At 59.9% G+C, this 17,438-nt stretch carries 16 protein-coding genes; 4 read left to right on the forward strand and 12 right to left on the reverse strand.

Translation table 11 applies throughout. The annotated features are described in order from the left end of the window. Positions 1-119: 119 nt before the first annotated feature. The gene (locus ACYVNQ_RS30980) at positions 120-572 is read right to left on the reverse strand and encodes a hypothetical protein (protein ID WP_460908187.1); all 453 of its coding nucleotides are present in this window, start codon (positions 570-572) and stop codon (positions 120-122) included. Positions 573-1,366: 794 nt separating this feature from the next. Between ACYVNQ_RS30980 and ACYVNQ_RS30985 the strand changes: the two genes are divergently transcribed. Next, positions 1,367-1,783, forward strand: coding sequence for a response regulator transcription factor (locus ACYVNQ_RS30985; RefSeq protein WP_460908189.1), 417 nt, complete (start codon positions 1,367-1,369; stop codon positions 1,781-1,783). Between the two features lie 16 nt (positions 1,784-1,799). Here ACYVNQ_RS30985 and ACYVNQ_RS30990 read toward each other — a convergent pair whose 3' ends face one another. The 9 genes from ACYVNQ_RS30990 to ACYVNQ_RS31030 form a co-directional block, all read right to left on the reverse strand. Next, complete coding sequence (locus ACYVNQ_RS30990) at positions 1,800-2,630, reverse strand: amidohydrolase family protein (RefSeq protein ID WP_460908191.1); 831 nt, start codon at positions 2,628-2,630, stop codon at positions 1,800-1,802. Positions 2,631-2,664: 34 nt separating this feature from the next. After that, entirely contained in the window at positions 2,665-4,074 is a 1,410-nt protein-coding gene (locus tag ACYVNQ_RS30995; RefSeq protein ID WP_460908193.1) for a dipeptidase, read from the reverse strand. Positions 4,075-4,102: 28 nt separating this feature from the next. Continuing rightward, positions 4,103-5,269, reverse strand: a complete 1,167-nt coding sequence (locus ACYVNQ_RS31000) for a hypothetical protein (RefSeq protein WP_460908195.1) — start codon at positions 5,267-5,269, stop codon at positions 4,103-4,105. Between the two features lie 33 nt (positions 5,270-5,302). Continuing rightward, complete coding sequence (locus ACYVNQ_RS31005) at positions 5,303-7,198, reverse strand: hypothetical protein (RefSeq protein WP_460908197.1); 1,896 nt, start codon at positions 7,196-7,198, stop codon at positions 5,303-5,305. Next, positions 7,185-7,805 carry a hypothetical protein gene (locus ACYVNQ_RS31010; protein ID WP_460908199.1) on the reverse strand — a complete coding sequence of 207 codons (621 nt, stop codon included), beginning with the start codon at positions 7,803-7,805 and terminating at the stop codon, positions 7,185-7,187. The genes ACYVNQ_RS31005 and ACYVNQ_RS31010 overlap by 14 nt, the downstream gene beginning before the upstream one ends. 4 nt (positions 7,806-7,809) lie before the next feature. After that, positions 7,810-8,889: a hypothetical protein gene (locus ACYVNQ_RS31015; protein WP_460908201.1), complete on the reverse strand. Its 1,080-nt coding sequence runs from the start codon at positions 8,887-8,889 to the stop codon at positions 7,810-7,812. Positions 8,890-9,159: 270 nt separating this feature from the next. After that, the gene (locus ACYVNQ_RS31020; protein ID WP_460908204.1) at positions 9,160-10,149 is read right to left on the reverse strand and encodes a hypothetical protein; all 990 of its coding nucleotides are present in this window, start codon (positions 10,147-10,149) and stop codon (positions 9,160-9,162) included. A gap of 55 nt (positions 10,150-10,204) precedes the next feature. Continuing rightward, positions 10,205-11,254: a hypothetical protein gene (locus ACYVNQ_RS31025; protein ID WP_460908206.1), complete on the reverse strand. Its 1,050-nt coding sequence runs from the start codon at positions 11,252-11,254 to the stop codon at positions 10,205-10,207. A 159-nt stretch (positions 11,255-11,413) separates the two neighbouring features. Further along, entirely contained in the window at positions 11,414-11,584 is a 171-nt protein-coding gene (locus ACYVNQ_RS31030) for a hypothetical protein (RefSeq protein ID WP_460908208.1), read from the reverse strand. On the opposite strand from ACYVNQ_RS31030, the gene ACYVNQ_RS31035 reads away from it, so the two are divergent. Further along, a complete protein-coding gene (locus tag ACYVNQ_RS31035; RefSeq protein ID WP_460908210.1) occupies positions 11,583-12,797 on the forward strand; it encodes a substrate-binding protein in 1,215 nt (404 codons plus the stop codon). The two genes, ACYVNQ_RS31030 and ACYVNQ_RS31035, sit on opposite strands and share 2 nt — an antisense overlap. A 101-nt stretch (positions 12,798-12,898) precedes the next feature. Here ACYVNQ_RS31035 and ACYVNQ_RS31040 read toward each other — a convergent pair whose 3' ends face one another. Then, entirely contained in the window at positions 12,899-13,264 is a 366-nt protein-coding gene (locus ACYVNQ_RS31040; protein WP_460908212.1) for a nuclear transport factor 2 family protein, read from the reverse strand. Positions 13,265-13,354: 90 nt separating this feature from the next. Then, entirely contained in the window at positions 13,355-14,284 is a 930-nt protein-coding gene (locus ACYVNQ_RS31045) for an AEC family transporter (protein ID WP_460908214.1), read from the reverse strand. A gap of 506 nt (positions 14,285-14,790) precedes the next feature. Between ACYVNQ_RS31045 and ACYVNQ_RS31050 the strand changes: the two genes are divergently transcribed. Both ACYVNQ_RS31050 and ACYVNQ_RS31055 read left to right on the forward strand, forming a co-directional pair. Then, positions 14,791-15,612: a hypothetical protein gene (locus ACYVNQ_RS31050; RefSeq protein WP_460908216.1), complete on the forward strand. Its 822-nt coding sequence runs from the start codon at positions 14,791-14,793 to the stop codon at positions 15,610-15,612. Between the two features lie 181 nt (positions 15,613-15,793). Continuing rightward, a complete protein-coding gene (locus ACYVNQ_RS31055; RefSeq protein ID WP_460908218.1) occupies positions 15,794-17,329 on the forward strand; it encodes an MFS transporter in 1,536 nt (511 codons plus the stop codon). Positions 17,330-17,438: the final 109 nt, after the last annotated feature.

A 17,438-nucleotide genomic window follows, 5' to 3' on the forward strand; every position in this document is an offset into this window, starting at 1 on the left:
TGCTTTGGATATTCACGATAAGCGATCTAGCGGCGACCATAGGCTTAAGCGCGCTAAATCATCGGCTCGATAAACCTGGATTGCATAGCGTTGAGCGTTGATCCAGGCGACGAATATCCTTACGGCCATGTGATTGCCGCCAGGCAGTCGGCGACTCCCGACTTGGCTGCATCAGCACCGTCATTCGGAATAAACACCTGCGTCTCTGGGGACGGGGGATAGCTGATGTTGTTGTCGTTCACACCGCACTGCGCGCTCTGTCCGGGGCCAATGACGATCTGGGCGCCGACCTTCAGGCGGCACTGCGTAACGCGATCGAGACTGCTCCAGCTGGGGCAGATTTCATTTTTCGCGCGATAGGTGTTGGTCGGCCCGGCCGGCGGATTGAAGCTCCACCAGTTCCCGTACTGGCTATAAGTCCTGGCGGAGTCCCACACGCGGTAGACGGTGAGCGGTTGAGTCACCTTGAATACCTTTCCTTCGCATAATCCGCCCTTTTCCGCCTGACCCACCGCTTTGCCTAGCAACGACGGATCGCTGACCTGTTCGAGCCCATAGGGCGGCTCGATCATTCCGACGCATTGTGATTTCGGGGCACTCGACGAGATGGCGGACCCTTGAGTCGGTGCCAACGACGTACAGCCGCCAAGTGCGAGCGCAACAATGCCTATCGACCATGCTTGCCACGAGACTCGATCAATCAATCGAACCGGTTGATAACGGGATTTCAGTACTGTAGACGCAGTGTTGTTCATAGCTTGTAGAACCTCTGGTCGCATACAAAAAGAAGGTGCCCGCGCTAATAGTAGGATGAATTGAGGGAAATCGGGAAGCTGAGAAATGGCCTATTGGTGACCTTATGCTTTACGCGTGAATGGCGCGGCCAGGAGGGAAGCGTTCGACAATCTTCCGGGAGCCGTCGCCAATTGGCCGCTGACTTTAATCAGCGATATTCCTAATGGCGAACAATGAATGCGCCACAAACAAGACCGCTAAACCAACCATTGCGATTTAAGAAAATTTCCAGAAATGCAGTCAAGCGGGTCCGATCGTGACGATAGTGAACTTCTGCTTGAAAACCACGAAGCGACGTACTCGAAGCGACCCGCTTCCATACCTCCGAACCATCCTCTGTGGCCTGCACTTATGTCACTGTTGATGTCGCTTGAACGAGCGACTGGATAAGTCCCGGTGGGTAGCTTAGTTTTAAGAAATACGCCGTCCAGTCCGCAGTCGACAAGCTCATATCGTGCGGCGACGATGACCCTCTCGACGAGACTGGGAGTAAGCGGATATGGATCTACACGGAGACCGGCCATCGCTTTGCCATGAGACGCGGACGCAATCGGTCGCAGAGGACGCTGCATTGACGCTTCTCCGTTCGCTGGTCATTGCCCTGCTATCCGGATCATGCAATCCCGGTGAGTGCGAGGTGGCGAAAGAAAATGAAGAAGTGCTGTTGGACACGGACGCCGACGGCTATCGTTATTTGCTGCTGCGCACGCCGATACTAAACCAGCAAAGGACGGTTCTTAGTCCGCGTGAACAGGAAATTGCCCGTATGGTCGCTTCGGGCTACCCCAGCAAGACCATCGCGTCGATCCTGAACATCAGTTGCTGGACAGTCGGAACTCACTTGCGTCGTATCTACGCCAAACTTGGCGTCAATACCCGCGCTGCGATGGTTGACCGCTTGCATGAAACGCGTCTGGGGGCGCATGCGCGGCCCCCCGGCTCGTCAGGCAATGAGACGGCGGAGGTGTCCAGCCGCCGCATCGCGTAACACGTTGAACGTCGCGCTACGGTGCGTGCTCACTTAACACGGACGCAGGCGAGCGTGCGCGTGATGAGCCTGCCTCGCGCCGCCGAGCGGGCAGGCTTACGCTAGACGTCTGCGGCAGCTTGCGCGAGCGCAGAAGTTGCATCAGATTGCCGCCGAGAACTGCTGCCTCGTCGGAGGACTTCAATCCCAGGAGCCGAATCTTGTGCAGTTCGACACCCGGATGTAGCCAGGGCCCATCGGAGCCGAAGATCAGTTTGTGGGCGCCAGCCCGCCTCACGACTTCGATCAGATAGTCGAAGCGACGCACTCCGGACGTATCGGTATAGACACGTGGATGCCGCACGAGCTGGTCGACTACCGTCTGCTGCGCGCGCCAGTCATCGGAGAAGCTACCCAGATGCGGAACAATGAAATCCACATCGGGATAGGCGCTGGCCAGCATGTCGACAACATAGGCACGCCCCACCACGTCGACCAGAAGCGGAATACGGAACCGGCGCACCGCTTCGCATAGTTCCCGGGTTGGCATTCCGTCGGTGCCGTGCACCTTCACGCCGCGAAATCCATGCACTCGTACCGCTCTGTCAGTCATCTCGTCGATGCGGCCGGCGTCGCGCGTGCAATGTACGAACGCGAACCCGATGAGGCGTCGTGGATCGTGCGCGATGATGCGGGCCAGCGCGTCGTTGGCGATCGCATAGTCCGAATGGAACGCGGGAAACACAACGGTGCGGTCGATCCCGGCCGCCCGCGCCCGTCGCAAATAGGCGCGAAGCGGGGCGTCGGTATTCCACGGTGCAGTCAGAATGTCGCCTTGCCCGGCGTGACAATGACCATCGATAACCATTGTTTGTCTCCGTAGTTTGCCGCTGTACCGCTCCTCACCCGATATGCTTCTCTTCATCGCGTGCCTGTTGTGCGCGCCTCGCATACGCGTCGAAAAAGCCAATTGTGGCGGCCACGGCCTTCTCGTAAGTCGGCAGATGCAGCGTCTCATTCGGAGCGTGCATGCCCGCGTTGGTCGGCGCAAAACCAAGGAGGGCAGTCTGGAGCCCAAGTACCGTCTGAAAGCAATGTAGTGCCGGGATCGTTCCGCCACCGCGCAGCAGCGCAGGCTTCACCCCGAAAGCGTGCCGGCATGCGTCCGTAGCTGCTTGCAGCACGGGATGCCGAGGGTCCATTTGTGCCGGACGCGCGGCCGATATCGTGCGCAGTGTGGCACGTACAGCGCGTGGCATCCGTTCGACCAGATGCTGATGCAGCATGCGTGCAACTTCCTGCGGATCCTGGTCGGGTACCAGCCGAAAGCTAAGCTTTGCGCCCGCAGAAGCGGGAATCACGCCCTTACTGCCGGTACCGACGTAACCACCCTGCACGCCGTTGATCGTCAGGGCTGGTCGCACGGCGACCCGCTCATACAGCGAAAAGCCTTGCTCTCCCCACGGGTGTGCGATCCCTGCGTCGTGGGCAATGAGCGCATCGGCTGGAGCATCGCGCAACAGGACTCTCCGCTCGGCATGCGTAAAACGACGCACCCGATCGTAAAAGCCGGGGATCGCGATCCGACCATAGGTGTCGTGCAGACTGGCGAGCAACTCGCAGAGAGCCTGCAGCGGGTTCAGGACCACGCCGCCGAACAGTCCCGAGTGCAGGTCGTGTCGTGGTCCGTGGACCATCAGTTCGAGGTATAGCGCACCGCGTAGTCCGTGCACCAGAGCAGGACGCGTAGGGCTTGCCATGATGGCGTCTGCCATCACCGCGGCGTCGCATATCAAGGTGGATCGGGTACGTAAAACAAACTCCAGCAGATTCGGGCTGCCAATTTCTTCCTCGCCTTCGAACAGGCACACGACGTCCACGGGCAACCGGCCGCGCTCGCGCAGCCAGGACTCGATGGCAATGACGAATGCAAACAACTGGCCCTTGTCGTCACTGACTCCGCGGCCATAGAGATTGTCGCCTCGCACGGTCGGTTCAAAAGGTGGCGAATCCCAACTCTTGAGCGGCTCCGCAGGCTGGACATCGTAGTGACCGTAAATCAGCACGCACGGCCTCGCACCTGCGCCGCGCAACGAGGCGTACACAATTGGATGACCTCGAGTCGCGACAGCGCGCGCATCAGTCAGTCCGATATCGCGCAGATGCTGCGCCAGCCAGCTTGCGCAACGTCCAACCGCGCGAGTGTGGGCCGGCTGCGCACTGACTGAAGGCAGTGCGACGAACTGCTTGAGCTCGTCGAGATGTCGGCCTCGATTTACTTTCGCGTATCGCAGCAGGTCGTCGATGGACATGGCCGCAGGGCGCAAGGTTCGATCAGGACTAAACCTCGAACTCGCGCGCGGGCGCCCGTTGCACGGATACGCCTGGCTGCGGCCGGCCCACGACACGCAATGGCGTGGGCGAGGTCTTGTCCCAAGGCAGCACTCGCGCTTCGGCTGGGCGGCCCGCCAGACCCATGGCCTGGGCACTGGTCAGCCATTCCTCGGCATACTCCGCGATTTCGAGTAGCAACGCCTCGAACTCTGGCCGTGACGTCTTGAGGATGTGGTCCTGCGCGAGCCAGCGTAAGACTTCGCGTCCGGTCACCCCCATACGCTGCCTGGGCGACGTGACGAGGCGCTCGTTGAAGTAACGGATGAGTACTTCCTCCACGACGTCCCACGCGTTGTCCGCACCAAACAGCCGTTTGACGTCGTCAGAATTGAGGATGCGGAACGCTTCCTCGAGGAGTTGCATCACTTCGACGCGCAGTACGTTCAGATGGCCGAATGACAGCCACTTCAAGTTATTGCGCAGATCAAGCCCCGAACGGCGGACGATCGCAATCGAACCGAAGCTCGGGTCGAACGAACGCTCGCGTATTACATCGGAGATGCGCTTGTCGCGCCAGAAGAGCGTGACCTGATGGACAAAGTGGCTGAACAGTTTGTGAAAGTCGATATTGGGCCGGGAGCCGGTTGGGCCCGGGCCGCTGCCGTAGCCGAAGATCCGTCGATAAGCCCCAATCCGGTCGCGCTGGGTGTAGCGCAACACTTCGCGCCGATCGAACTGGTAGAGCGCGTAGGCGCCGGGTCCCGACGACAGGCGCACGGCACCGGCACGGAACAGCTCCTGCAGCTTGCGCACCGCGCGGAATACGCCGATTTTCTCGTGCTGATACAGGTAGTACATATCGCCGACAGCGATGATGCGTTCGGAGGTAATCGTTTCGTCGTAGGGCTCAACGCCAGGCGGCATGCGTGCCTGGCCAAACGTCTGCGCTGCCTGAGGTCCGATGCCGACGAGCTCGGCAAGACCCAGGTCAGGCGGGGCGGGGGCTTTGGCGTCCGCATCTAGCACCGATTGCAGGAGCGCGTCGATCTGTTGCGTTAGCGTATCGCCCAGCTGCGGATTCGAAACAAGCTGGGAAGACAGCTTGCTGGTCACTGTGTCGCGCAGCGCGGCGATGCGATCGTACAGCCCTTGATAGTCCTGTTCGGTAGCCATGGCTCGGAACTCCTTGTGGCGCTGCGAATGGCGTTAGACCTTGATCAGCGTCACGGGGACGCTCGCGTCTGCTTTAACCTGCGTGCCGACGTCGGCATTGCGGTACCAGCCTTTGAATTTCAGGTTATGTGTATCGGTATTCGCCTCGCCGGTCACGTCAATCATTGCTTGAGTGCTTTCTCCGGGCTGTATCGACACCACCTTCTCGTTGCCTGGCAAGTGATCGGGAAAGGTCACGTTGATATTCGCAGCGGGCGACTCAACGATGACGTAAACAACCGAGTCACTGAGGTTGTGCAGCACCGTTGACAGCGGTGGATTCTTGCCATCGACGAAGTAGATCACTCCATTCAATGCCGCGAGACGCGCCTTGGTGGTGCTTGCGAGCAACTGCGCTGGTGTAGGCTGTATTGAGAAATTTCGCGTGAGAGGGCTTGCGAGACGGACCAGCTCCTCGAGTGCCTTTTCCAGCGACTCGATCGAGCGTTGCACACGCCTCGTGCGGAACCCCTCGGGCAGTTGATTGTTTGCCTTTGCTGTGAGAAGCGCGTGCGTCATGTTCCGGAACTGCTCGGCAAACGGCACAAGGCTATTGCCGATTCCGAACTTTCCACCGTCCTGGATGTAGCTCGGTGCTTCTTCCGTGACGAAGTTCTGTATCCACCGGAAGAAGTCTTCGGCATACATGGGCTCGATACCCTGCCCGAAATTCAGCACGAGGGTTTGCCGTTCGGCGGCACCGATGAATACGGAGTCAAGCGTGAATCGCACGTCATCGACCGATTCGGCAATCACCGAAAGCTGCCTTGATATCGGTACCAGCTGAGTGCCAAGGAAGGGGGTTTCCGTATAGAACTTGAAGAACTTCTGATTGTTGAGCCAGCTCTGCGCGAGCGATGTCAGATAGTCCGCAAACACGCGGTAGTCGGTCTGATTCTGCTCGTCGGTTACGCTGTTGACCAGGTTGTCTGAGGAGCGCAGCCCCAGTACGTCTCTAAGTCGCCCGAGCGTACCCTTGAGGTCGTCGGGATCGGGAGTGCGCACGACGCCATTGTTGTCGTAGGTCGAATTCGGCGGTGCAAGCAGCAGATTGAAATATCGTTCGACGCGCGTGACTCCCGGTCCGCCCGGTGCGCCGAGTTCGCCGACCAGTTCATCCAGTTGTCTGCGCAGCACCGCCTTTACCGCCGCGATGTCTTCGTTGTCGGCATCCGGCAGAAGCGGATACAGCTTGTCGAGCATCGGAAGCGCCTGGGTCAGTGCCTCCTGAGCCCGCGTGTAGAGACTCGCTTGAGCGCCGGTGATGCCGCCGCTCAGGTCGGTTTGAACTGCATACGTGCGTGGCTTCCATGACCATTGGGTGCGGCCTTCCACTTCGGCAACCGAGAAGGACGCAGACAACGCACCGGCGAACCCTTTGGGATCGTCGTCGCGAACCTTCCAGCCGAGCACATCGCGCAAGGTCTGGCCGATGAGTTGCGCGCTGCCGCCATCCAGCGCGCCGAGGCGGCTTGCCGGGCTCGCTCCCGATGCGCCGTCGACATCTTTGGTCAAGGACATATAGGAAACGCCATCTTCAATGGCTCGCGCGGTGCGTTTTGTCGGTGAGGCGTTGTCGTCTGGTTCAAGCGGTACTTCCACCACACGGCCCACCTTCTGGACGTGATCAAAGAGGATCATTTGGCTAGCGTGATCGGTGACTTGCACCTGAACATCTTCGGATTGCAGTTTTGTCTTGTCGAACGTAAACACGAAGGTACGCATTTCCGGATTGATCACTTTGCTGTTAAGGGGCACTTGCGTACCGTGCCTGTACTGGAAAACCTCCACGTCCAGAACCACGGCCGGGAGAGGTACTTGCGCAAACTGAAGTACCAGAGTGTCCTCGTAGACGGCACAGCGCACAATTTTCGGCTCATTCGGTTTCATGGTCGTCGTCCTGTTCGCCCTTCGAAGGCTTTGACTGCTTCGCCCCCCGCGCAAGCGGCGCGGTCTTTCGCGGCACTGCACTGGCTTGGCCTCGCGCGCGTATTCCCTTTGCGCCGCAGCCGATCTGCTGTCCAATCGAAACGTTATGCAATGACAATCCGCCTCGACGCTCCGCGACTTCCTGCCAGCAATCGAGCAAAGCCTCAGCCGTCCTGTGCGCGCATTCCGAGCATTGCTCCAGTTCCACCCGGACAACCTCAACCCAGCCGGCCCACTCGCGGCCACGTTCGCGCGCCACCGTGCACAGGTGCTCGACCCGCTCGAAACTTGCCACTTCGCGCGCGAAGATCTCGTGATAACGCAGAAACGCTGCGTGACCTCGGGTGAGCGCGTCCAGCGCTTCGTCCGCGAGGCCTGTTGCAAACGCCGCCGTGGTTTCTTCCATCGCGCCGCGTGCTGCCAGCACCGCGTCAGCGAGATGCGCGGCGACTGCGACATCGCTGTGGCGTGGCCGGTCCTCTTCGACGGTAGTCGACAGCGCGGCCAATGCGTCGCATTGCTCGTGCAGGCGTTGGCGCAGACAGTTGAGTGCCAGCTCGATAGTCACGTCGCTACCTCCGCGCGAGTTCTTTATAAAAGTTCTCGGCAATCACCCCCGGCCGTGCAAGCTTCCGATCGAGCGCAAAGCGCGCCGCGCCGATCAGGAATCGCTCCGGCACGATGCCCGGATCGTTGCCGGCGGCGAGTCGGCGTCCTGCTTCCTCGATAATGCGCTGTTCTTTCGGCGCGAAACGAAATACCTGGGCGAGACTGCGTTGCCCGAGCGCGGCGTAGGGGCGGTAGGCCATCGTATCGACGGCCAACTGCACGGCTTTCGGAAAGGTATCGAGCAACGGCTTCGGCAGGCCGCCCGAGCGCGGATTCGGATAAATGCGCGTCCACGCGCGTCGGTATTGCTCGGCCTCGGCAGTAAACCCCATACGGCGCAGCACCTCCACGCTGATGAGGATGCGCAGGTAGGGCGGCGGATGCACGCCATCGGGGTTGAAGCCATAGACGACGCGTGGCTCCCGTCCGACTACGTCCATGATCGAGCCCACCATGCTGGGACCGCCAAGCAGCGCGGCAGACACATCGGAGAACATTTCGCGGTTCCAGCGCGTCCAGATCATTGCGACGCCGTGGCCCATGCCGGCTTGTAGCAGCCGTGAAGCCATCGCCTTCGGAATATCCGTGCTCAAGCCAAGATCCGATTGCAGGTTGTGGCTGACTTCGTGCAATACCGCAGCCAGGGTCCACGGGTTGACCAACCGGTGATACGGCAACTGGACGAGCGGAAACGGGTTCAGTTGACGACCGAGCTTGCGCATGCGGATGCCGCGGCCCCAGGTGGCGGGAGCGAAGCCTGTGCGCATGTAGCAGAACGGCGGCGGGGCCGGAATCGATTTGGCGATGCCCAGGCCCGTGTAGGCCACCTGATAACAATCCATCGCGATACGGTCGCAACCGAGCAGCCAGGCCCCGTATTGACCCTGACGCTGGCCGAACAGCTCGAAGTAGAAATCCCAGATTTTTTCGATGCCGCGCACCCAGTCATGCGCGCGTGCTTTTCGCGTCATCGCGGCCTGAAGCCGTGCGGCGCTCGGCTCTTCGGTGGCAGCGAGTACCGATTCGCCGACGCCGCGCGTCATGCGGATCAACCCTCCGCGCAGCGCCGCGATAATCGCGTTGACTGCCTGCAGGTGTCCATCGGAAGGTGCCGACGCATGGTTGCCGAACTCGCCAGGCTTGAACGGGCGCAGCGCCGCGGCATGCCGCGTGACGTTGATTGTCTGCGCCTGCAACCATGGGCGCAGTATGTCTTGCCCACCTGAAGGGTTGGCCGCGGGCGGCGCCACTCGGGTAGCGGCCGCCGGCGGTTGAAGCACATCCGCCGCCAGATCCATCACATGGCTCCTCGGTCAATACGAACAGGCGCAGTTGCTGCAGACGCAGCGGCTACGCAGACGTGATCCCTGGCTTGGGCGTACGGCGCGTGCGCCGCAGGAGAGGCAGACGCCGGGTGGCTGGGACGGCGCGGAAGTGGTCGCCGGCAAGCCGGTGGTGCCGTGGTAACGCCTGTCCATGCCGGAGTGCCGACGCAACGCTCGCGATCTCGCGCCCGGGTGCGACAGAACCCGGTAGGTTTGCTGTGCGAGCGTACGCAGCGCGGAGCGTGCGGTCACGGGGCGCCCCATCGCAGCCTGGTGCGCAACGCGGCGCATAGTCCGCTGCGCGATGCTGGGCACAGCGCGCAGCAACGAGCGTGTGCCTGGATTGCGATACAGCGTGCGGGTGACATTCGAAATGCCGCGACTGAGCTGCGGGGACACGCGCATGACCGAACGCGCCATCTGCGGAATCACCCGTGCGGCGAGTTTCGGTCCGACCCTGGCGGCAAGCGGCAGCAGCTTTCCTGCGAGCATGGGCACCAAAGGAAGGAAGTTTTCGACGGCTTCCTCCTCGGTTTCGGCGTGAGCTGCTTCATGCGCCATGTGTTCGAGCATCGCATCGAGGTAGACCTTGCGCACCGGGTTCACCTCCTGCTCGGTCTCCCACTCGCCCTCCCATTCGCCGTGTGCCTCGGTTTCCAGCTCGGACTCCCATTCCTTGTCTGGGAGCAGACTTGCGCCGTATGCACCCAGTGCGCTGCCGACGCGCTCACCGGCCCACGCACTGGCTCCGGACAAGGCGGACCTGGCCGTATCAATGGCCCATTTGCGCTGCGGACTGTTGGGGCGCGTCAACCAGTTCCAGCCCTGTTTGGCCACGCCGCCGATGAATTGCTCACCGGTTTCCAGCCCGGCTTCCCATTCGGTTTCGAGCTCGGACTCCCATTCTCCCTGGGGCGCGAAACCCGCTTCAGCCTCGCCCAGCGCTTCCCATTCATGCTGCGTGATCGGTGCAACCATTGCTCGCCTCCGCTTCAGTCGATTACCGGACGACAGGGTGGCCCAACGCCCGCGCTCAGCCCGCTATGCGTCGCCGCGGAGCGGATATCTTGCGGCTGACGACGACGTTCTTGCGGATCGCCGCGGCGCAGGCGGTGGGATTGCCCAAGACGCGCCGCACCTGGGTGGCGGCGGCGGCCGCAGCTGTGCGGCGCGTAATGGGCTGACCGGCGGCGGCCTGTTGCTTGAGGCTGCGCACGGTGCGTCGCATGATGGTCGGCACGGTACGCACGAACGGGCGAGTAACACGACGCCGACGCAGTATCCGCGTCAATATGGCGGCACCACGGACCAGGTGGGGCAGGATGATGCGCAACCTGCGGCGGTCGGCAGGGGACATGACGCTCACGACTGCCGCACCAGCCATCGCCTCAGCCTGTCCTTCGCCCTGTTCTTGTGCCGCTGCTTCGGCCAGCATTTCGGCGTAGGCCTCATGCAGGGTGGTCTCGTGACTGGCGATCTCGTGCGCAACCTCGTGCGACGCCTCCTGGTGCTCGTACTCGTTCAGCTCCAGTTCCTGTTCGAGTTCCTGGAGTTCGCTCTCTCCGAGCGCGGAACTTGCCACCTTGCCGAGCATGCCACCCAGTGGCCCACCGATGGCGGTGCCGACTACCGGCGCGGCAACCTTCGCAATCGTCTTCAGGATCGGCGCTGCGCGTTTGACGAAGCGAGCGATCTTGCCAAAGAACTGCTCGCCGGATTCATGCTCGGTGAGTTCGTGCATGCCCTCGAGCTCGTGCATGCCTTCCATTTCGTGAAGACCGCCGAACTCGTGCATACCCTCCATTTCGTGAAGACCTTCGAGTTCATGCATGCCTTCGAGCTCGTGCATGCTTTCCATTTCGTGAAGACTACCAAGCTCATGCATGCCCTCGAGCTCATGCATCCCTTCCATCTCGTGAAGGCCGCCGAGTTCATTCTGCTCGAGCTCGGACTCGCCAAATAATCCGCCCAGCGCACTGCCGATCGCGCCGGAAACGCCTTCGCCCTGGCCGAACTCGCCAGCCGATTCCAGTCCAGACTCTTGCAGCTCCTGTTCGAGCTCATATTCGTTCATGGTGCTCATGCCCGTGCCTCCTTCTGCGCGATGATGATCGCTCGATGAGATGCGTCCAGACTATGTGCCGGGGGGATGACGCGCCAGTCGCTGTGTCTGGGCAGCGCGATTGTGGTCGCTCGTGCGCGTGTCACTCAATTGAGCTATATCCGGAACTGCATTGGGCAGCTATTGCGCGAGTGCCTGTTGCTTCGACTGATCCGGCATGGACGTGAGCAGCTTAGAGAATGGCCACATTCGCAAAGCGAGGCTCGCCGCTACGGCGCAAACATAATTTATCCGTTGACGCGGAAAATCGGCGTTCATACCATCGCTCGCGAATCGTGCTTCGTCTTTCATGCTGCGCCCCTCCTGGACGACAATGAGTCACACCTTTTCTTTCCGTGTTAAGGCCTGCGTGCGAGGATTGTTAAGCGCAAGCCTTTTTGCTTCGACGCTCGCTTTGAACCAGGCGGCACACGCCGCAGAATCGATCAAGATCGGCATTCCAATTGCGCTGAGCGGGCCGGCCAGCGTCGTTGCGCCATCGACGTTGCAGGCGGCACAACTCGCCGTCGATGAAATCAACGCGAAAGGCGGCATACTTGGGCGTCAAGTGAGCATTGAAACGGCCGATGATGGCAGCGGCGCGGCCGGCGGCCAGAAAGCCTACGATTCGCTGATCTTCGACAAGAAGGTCAATGTTTTGATCTCGGCAGAAACGAGCGCGGCGCGCAATGCGGGGCTGCCAAGCGTATCGCGCGGAAAGATTCCGTTCATCTATACGTCCTTCTATGAAGGACATTCCTGCAATCGCGACATGTATGTCGATGCGTGGGTGCCGGACCAGCAGGTAGCGCCGGTCGTCGACTATTTCATGAAGCAATATCATGCGAAGACCTACTTTCTCATCGGCAGTGACTATGCCTTTGGGCGCGGCATGCTGAACTTCACCAAGGCCTATATCGAGAAGAAGGGCGGGAAGGTGGTCGGCAACGAGTACCTGCCGATGGACGGATCCGACTGGACCCCGATCATCACCAAACTACAATCGGTCAAGCCCGATGCGATCATCACGTCGACAGCGGGCGGAGGTCCCAACATCACGCTGACGAAGCAGTTGCGCGCAGCAGGCATCAAGATCCCTTATGGCAACCTCGCGGTAGACGAGGACACAGCAAAAAGCATGGGCGCGGATGCCGATGGCATCTATATCTCCGGTTCGTACGTGACCAACATCGATACGCCCGCCAACCACGCGTTCCTGGCAGCGATGGCCAGGCGCTTTGGCAAGGACCTGAAGACGCCGAACGACCTGTCGGTACCGGAATACGATGCGGTCTATCTTTACAAGGCGGCGGTGGAGAAAGCCGGCTCGTTCGATACTGCGAAGGTCATCCCGGCGCTCGCGCAAGTATCGTTTGATGGGCCGCGCGGACACATTCAGATGAACAGGCAGCGCCATGCGCCGCTTACGATGTATCTGAGCCAGGTGCGAGGCGATGGGACGGTGAAGGTGATTGAGTCGTTTCCGGATGTCGATCCGGGGATGCAATGTCCGGCGCTGAAGTGAGAGGGTTGAGACGGAGTCGGCATGCGCGGTGGCTATTCGGATCGTCGTTCCGCGGACACTTGATTGTCCGCTTCGTCGATCCAGTCCAGTTGTCCGGGAAGTTAGCCAATCCTGGCTGCGTGCCCCGCCACGACTCGCCAGCCATCGGACTGCCTCCACAATCGTGTGTAGGCAAAAGTGCCGTCGAACGGCGTTGCTCCGAAGCGACCCGCGAGTTCGGCCTTCGTGGTTGTCAGGATCAATTCTCCGAGTCGGTGAATTTGAGTGTCGTATAAATCCAACCGATCCAGCCGTAATACTCTGTCGCGATGAACGGATAAGTCGTCTTTTTTGGAAAGAACCTGGCCATCTGGTCCGGTGAAGACGAGGTCATCATCCAACAGGTCACTGAGAGCTTCAACATCATTGCCAAGCATCGCGACCCTGAGCGCTTCTTCTAACTTCCCGATGATGATTACGTCATCCATGTTCTATCCTTGCTAGGGTCGTGGACCCCTGTAACGATTACCGCAGCGGCGATCATTAGCCAGAGAAACAATAGAACCATAGCCGCCAAGTCAACCGCCATGGATCAGATAGAGCCATCCGAGCAACGTGACGATCGAAAAGAGCGTCGACATCGAGATAACAGCACCCACCATCACTTTCTCGACATCATATTCGACTGCGAGAATATAAGCGCTCTTTGCGGTCGGCACAGCCGCGCAGACAACAGCCGCAACGGTGGCTGTGCGATCAAGCCCGCTCACAAGACACAACCCGTAGACAACGAGAGGTACGACAAGCAGTTTCAGTGCGGTCAGCAACGCATAGAACGACAGTCGCTCCTGAACTTCGCTTAGCGTCAGCTCAAGCCCAATTGCAAAGAGCGCACATGGGGTCAACGCGTCTCCGAGAATCGTGAGGAAAGATGCAAGCGGCCTGGACATCCCAAGACCGCTGAACGACCATGCCAGCCCGAAAATCGTCGCGAGAATGACGGGATTGGTCGCGATCTGGCGCATGAGTGGCGCCACGCGAAGCTTTCTCGATGCGTCGAATCGATTGATCTCAAGTAGAACAACCAACGCCGGAAACATCAGCGCGCCGATAAACACGGTCGCGACCGCAGCCGCGAGCACGCCCGGTTTGCCATACAGCGCTTTCAATATAGGTAGCGCGACAAAAGCAGTATTCGTCATCGACGCTGCGGCAGCGAGCATGACACTCGTGCCTAAGTTCGTGCCGCGTCGTAACCGCGCTATCGCCATCACGATGACGAAGCAGATCAACGACCCGCCACCGAACGCGGCTAGGAAACGCCAGTCGAGCAGCGAATGCAATGTCTCGTCTCCGATCGTCAAAAACACCAGCGCGGGCATTGCGACGTAGTAGGCGAAACGCGTTAGCGAGGTGCCTAGCGCACGCGGCAGATATCCGGTGCCGCCCGCGACCCACCCCGTCAAGACGATCGCGAAAATTGGAAAGATCGTACCGACGAGATGCATGGCTTAGCCTAATAAGAATGGAAAGCGCAGACGTGATTGGCCGCCGGGTTATGGCGAGTGTTTGAATCCGATGTTGCTCCAGTCAGGCAATCGTCTTTGAGTCGATCCGCCCATCGGCGCACACTGGGTCAAATAAGTCGGCGACGAGCATTGGTAAACGTGCCTAAGTACTTTAGGATGATTCATTGCAGAACGCGAAAATATGCGCAAATCATCGTGGACGACGCAGAAATCGGGCGAGGCGACCCGCATTCCCGTTCACGGAATGCCGTGCATCTAACGACTGGTATGCAAGTGGATCTACAAGACCTACTCTGTACGTCAATCCTTCGTTGACACCAAAACACCATAAGGAATTGAACGTGTCACCGGTGATGTCGCTGCTGCACAGATACAGCCGTGATCGACGCGGCGTTGGGGGAAGGAGAGTTGCGCGACCGCTATGGGCTGTGTGCGTTGTTATTGGGCTGATCCTCTCAGGGACTTGCTACGCTTTTGAGCCTTTGATGCTCGGGCGACTGGACCTCGGTGCGCCGATCACCTCGCTTGAGGTTACTCCCGATGGCCAAATAGCGGTGGCCTTGCTCAAGGGCGGCCTTGGCAAGCCGGCCGGTCTGCAGGTCGTCGACCTGTCCACGCCGGAGCAGCCGAGGCCAGGCGCATTCGTACCTTATGCATTCGGGAGCGCCGGGCGTGAGGAGATATCTCTGTCAGCCGATGGACAACGATTGCTTCTCCTCGTAACGGTGTTCGAGCGATACCCGGGTCCGAATCACCACACGCTTGTCAATTACGATCTGAAAGATCCGGCGCACCCGGTAGAAACGGCGCGTATTACTGTGTCGGCGCTCAGCATCGCCTTGGTCCCCGGCGCGGCGGGATACGCCACGTTGATAGAGACCGGGCAACGGTCGGATTCCGCCAACACGCTGGACCGCATAGAGGTCCATCGGACCGATATCGCAAACGCGGACAGAAGTTTCGAGGTGGCAGAGCTGTCGCCTCCAGAATTGAAGTTTTCCGCCGGATCGAACCTGCTGATGCTGATGCGGCTATACGGGAATATCGAGGCGATTGATTTGAGGCCCTCGCCGCCAGTTCTGTATCAGCACGACGGCCCGTCATTCGGCTGGCGCACGGACTGTTTCACCGCCCTCGACAACCAACGCATCCTGGTCAGGGACTACGTGGCCGCCAAGCTTGAGGAGTTTTCCGCTAGTCCTGGGATGCCACGCGTTTCCATGTTGTCCGACGACCGCGCGCCGCAAGCGCTCGATGGTGCGCGGTATTGGGGTTGCGCACAGGTACCAGGCAGCGACGCGCTGTGATTTTCCGCTGAAGTCCAGAATGGACCGTCGCCTCTCCGGTAGTGAAATTCGGTGTATTATGGCATATGCCAGTAACGTCCTGCTGACGCAGTAAAACACGCGATCTTCGTCACATAAAGTGGCATATGCCATAAATGGATGGGTCGGCTTGTCTCATCTCACGTCGAACGAAATGGGCTTTATGAACAAAAAGTTTCTACTGCTGCTGTGCGTCTCAGTGCCATCGTTCATGCTTAATCTGGACGCGAACATCGTAGCCGTATCGCTCAGCTCCATCGCGGGATCGCTGCATGCCGACTTCGCCTCGATTGAGTGGGTGATTTCGGCATACACACTGGCTTTTGCCAGCCTGCTCATGCCTGCGGGAGCGCTGGCCGACCGGTTTGGACGCAAACGCATCCTGGTGCTAGGGCTCGCCATATTTACCGTAGCGTCTTTCTTTTGCGGTGCGGCTACCTCGGCGGTCTCGCTGAACGTCGCACGGGGTGTGCAGGGTATTGGGGCGGCCTTGTTGTTGAGCGCTGCGCTGGCCGTGCTTTCGCACGCCTTCCACGGGAAGGAGCGTGCCAGAGCATTTGCGTTTTGGGGTTCCGTCATCGGTATCGCGGTGATGCTGGGGCCCGTCGCTGGCGGGTTGATCACCCAATCGCTGGGTTGGCAGTGGGCGTTCTATGTGAACCTGCCGATTGGAGTCGTGATGATCGGACTTACCTTATTTGCAGTGACCGAGTCCAAAGATCCGGCCGCTAGCCGGATTGATCTGATGGGTGTGCTGCTGTTCAGCGGCTTCCTCGGATTGCTGACGTGGGCACTGATTTCGGGAAATCGGGAGGGTTGGAGCAGCAACTGGGTACTGTGGCGCGCGGGCATAGCACTGCTTCTGCTGGTTGCCTTCCTGGTTGTCGAGCGGCGCGAGTCCCGGCCGATGGTTGATCTGTCCTATTTCACCCGGCGCACCTTTCTCGGGGCAAATATCGCTGGCGTAACCTATCCGGTGACGTTCCTGACGATGCTGACCTACCTGCCGTTTTTCTTTCAGAGCGCGCTTCACCAGACGCCGCTCGTCGCGGGCTTGATGATGTTGCCGATGGCAGCGCCGCTGTTTATCGTGCCACGCATCGTGTCGGCGTATCTGGATCATCGTCTGTCCGGGCGGGCGCTATTGTCTATTGGGCTGGGTCTTGTCGCGGTCGGCCTGGCGCTGACATCTGTTGTGATTGGACACCTGAATTATCTACAGGTCCTGGTGCCGATGTTTATCGCCTCGTTGGGCGCGGGTATTCTGAATGGCCAGGTGCCTAAGGTCAGCATGACGGTGATTCCGGCTGAACGGGCAGGCATGGCATCGGGTATTGCTGGAACGGTGCGTTTCAGCGGACTGGTGCTCGGGTTTGCTGCATTGGGCGCCGTGTTGTTTACAAGCGTTGCTGGCGATGTAGAACTGCACTTTCCCCTGCTGCCCACGCAAGACCAGGTTCAGATGACACGGCTGATTACGAACGGCAATTTTGCGGGTGCCGCGCAGGTGTTGACGGGCAAGCCAGTGGATACCGCCGCGCTGATCGCATGTTTCGCTCACGGCTACCAGATACTCCTGAGCGTTGCGGCTGCTATGGCGTTCATTGCTGCCGCGTTGACCTGGTGGCTGACGGATGCGGCGGAGACGGCGCCGCATACGGCGGCTGAACCGGGCAATGTTAGTGCTTTGCCGGATTAAAAATGTGCCGGTCAGTCAACCCTTGCAATCGCACTGTGCGTCGCCCAGGTATCTCGAGCGGCATGGAGTCCCCAGGCAAGCCTGCTGATGTTCTGGCCGCGCCACTACC

The organism is Paraburkholderia jirisanensis (genome assembly GCF_054782355.1).

Bases quoted from the DNA above. Each gene is read 5' to 3' on its own strand.
- ACYVNQ_RS31025 (WP_460908206.1), bottom strand. From the start codon at position 11,254: ATGAGCACCATGAACGAATATGAGCTCGAACAGGAGCTGCAAGAGTCT.
- ACYVNQ_RS31045 (WP_460908214.1), bottom strand. From the start codon at position 14,284: ATGCATCTCGTCGGTACGATCTTTCCAATTTTCGCGATCGTCTTGACG.
- ACYVNQ_RS30995 (WP_460908193.1), bottom strand. From the start codon at position 4,074: ATGTCCATCGACGACCTGCTGCGATACGCGAAAGTAAATCGAGGCCGA.
- ACYVNQ_RS30980 (WP_460908187.1), bottom strand. From the start codon at position 572: ATGATCGAGCCGCCCTATGGGCTCGAACAGGTCAGCGATCCGTCGTTG.
- ACYVNQ_RS31005 (WP_460908197.1), bottom strand. From the start codon at position 7,198: ATGAAACCGAATGAGCCGAAAATTGTGCGCTGTGCCGTCTACGAGGAC.
- ACYVNQ_RS31050 (WP_460908216.1), top strand. From the start codon at position 14,791: ATGCTCGGGCGACTGGACCTCGGTGCGCCGATCACCTCGCTTGAGGTT.
- ACYVNQ_RS31015 (WP_460908201.1), bottom strand. From the start codon at position 8,889: ATGACGCGCGGCGTCGGCGAATCGGTACTCGCTGCCACCGAAGAGCCG.
- ACYVNQ_RS31055 (WP_460908218.1), top strand. From the start codon at position 15,794: ATGAACAAAAAGTTTCTACTGCTGCTGTGCGTCTCAGTGCCATCGTTC.
- ACYVNQ_RS31030 (WP_460908208.1), bottom strand. From the start codon at position 11,584: ATGAAAGACGAAGCACGATTCGCGAGCGATGGTATGAACGCCGATTTT.
- ACYVNQ_RS31000 (WP_460908195.1), bottom strand. From the start codon at position 5,269: ATGGCTACCGAACAGGACTATCAAGGGCTGTACGATCGCATCGCCGCG.
- ACYVNQ_RS31035 (WP_460908210.1), top strand. From the start codon at position 11,583: ATGCTGCGCCCCTCCTGGACGACAATGAGTCACACCTTTTCTTTCCGT.
- ACYVNQ_RS31020 (WP_460908204.1), bottom strand. From the start codon at position 10,149: ATGGTTGCACCGATCACGCAGCATGAATGGGAAGCGCTGGGCGAGGCT.
- ACYVNQ_RS31040 (WP_460908212.1), bottom strand. From the start codon at position 13,264: ATGGATGACGTAATCATCATCGGGAAGTTAGAAGAAGCGCTCAGGGTC.
- ACYVNQ_RS30990 (WP_460908191.1), bottom strand. From the start codon at position 2,630: ATGGTTATCGATGGTCATTGTCACGCCGGGCAAGGCGACATTCTGACT.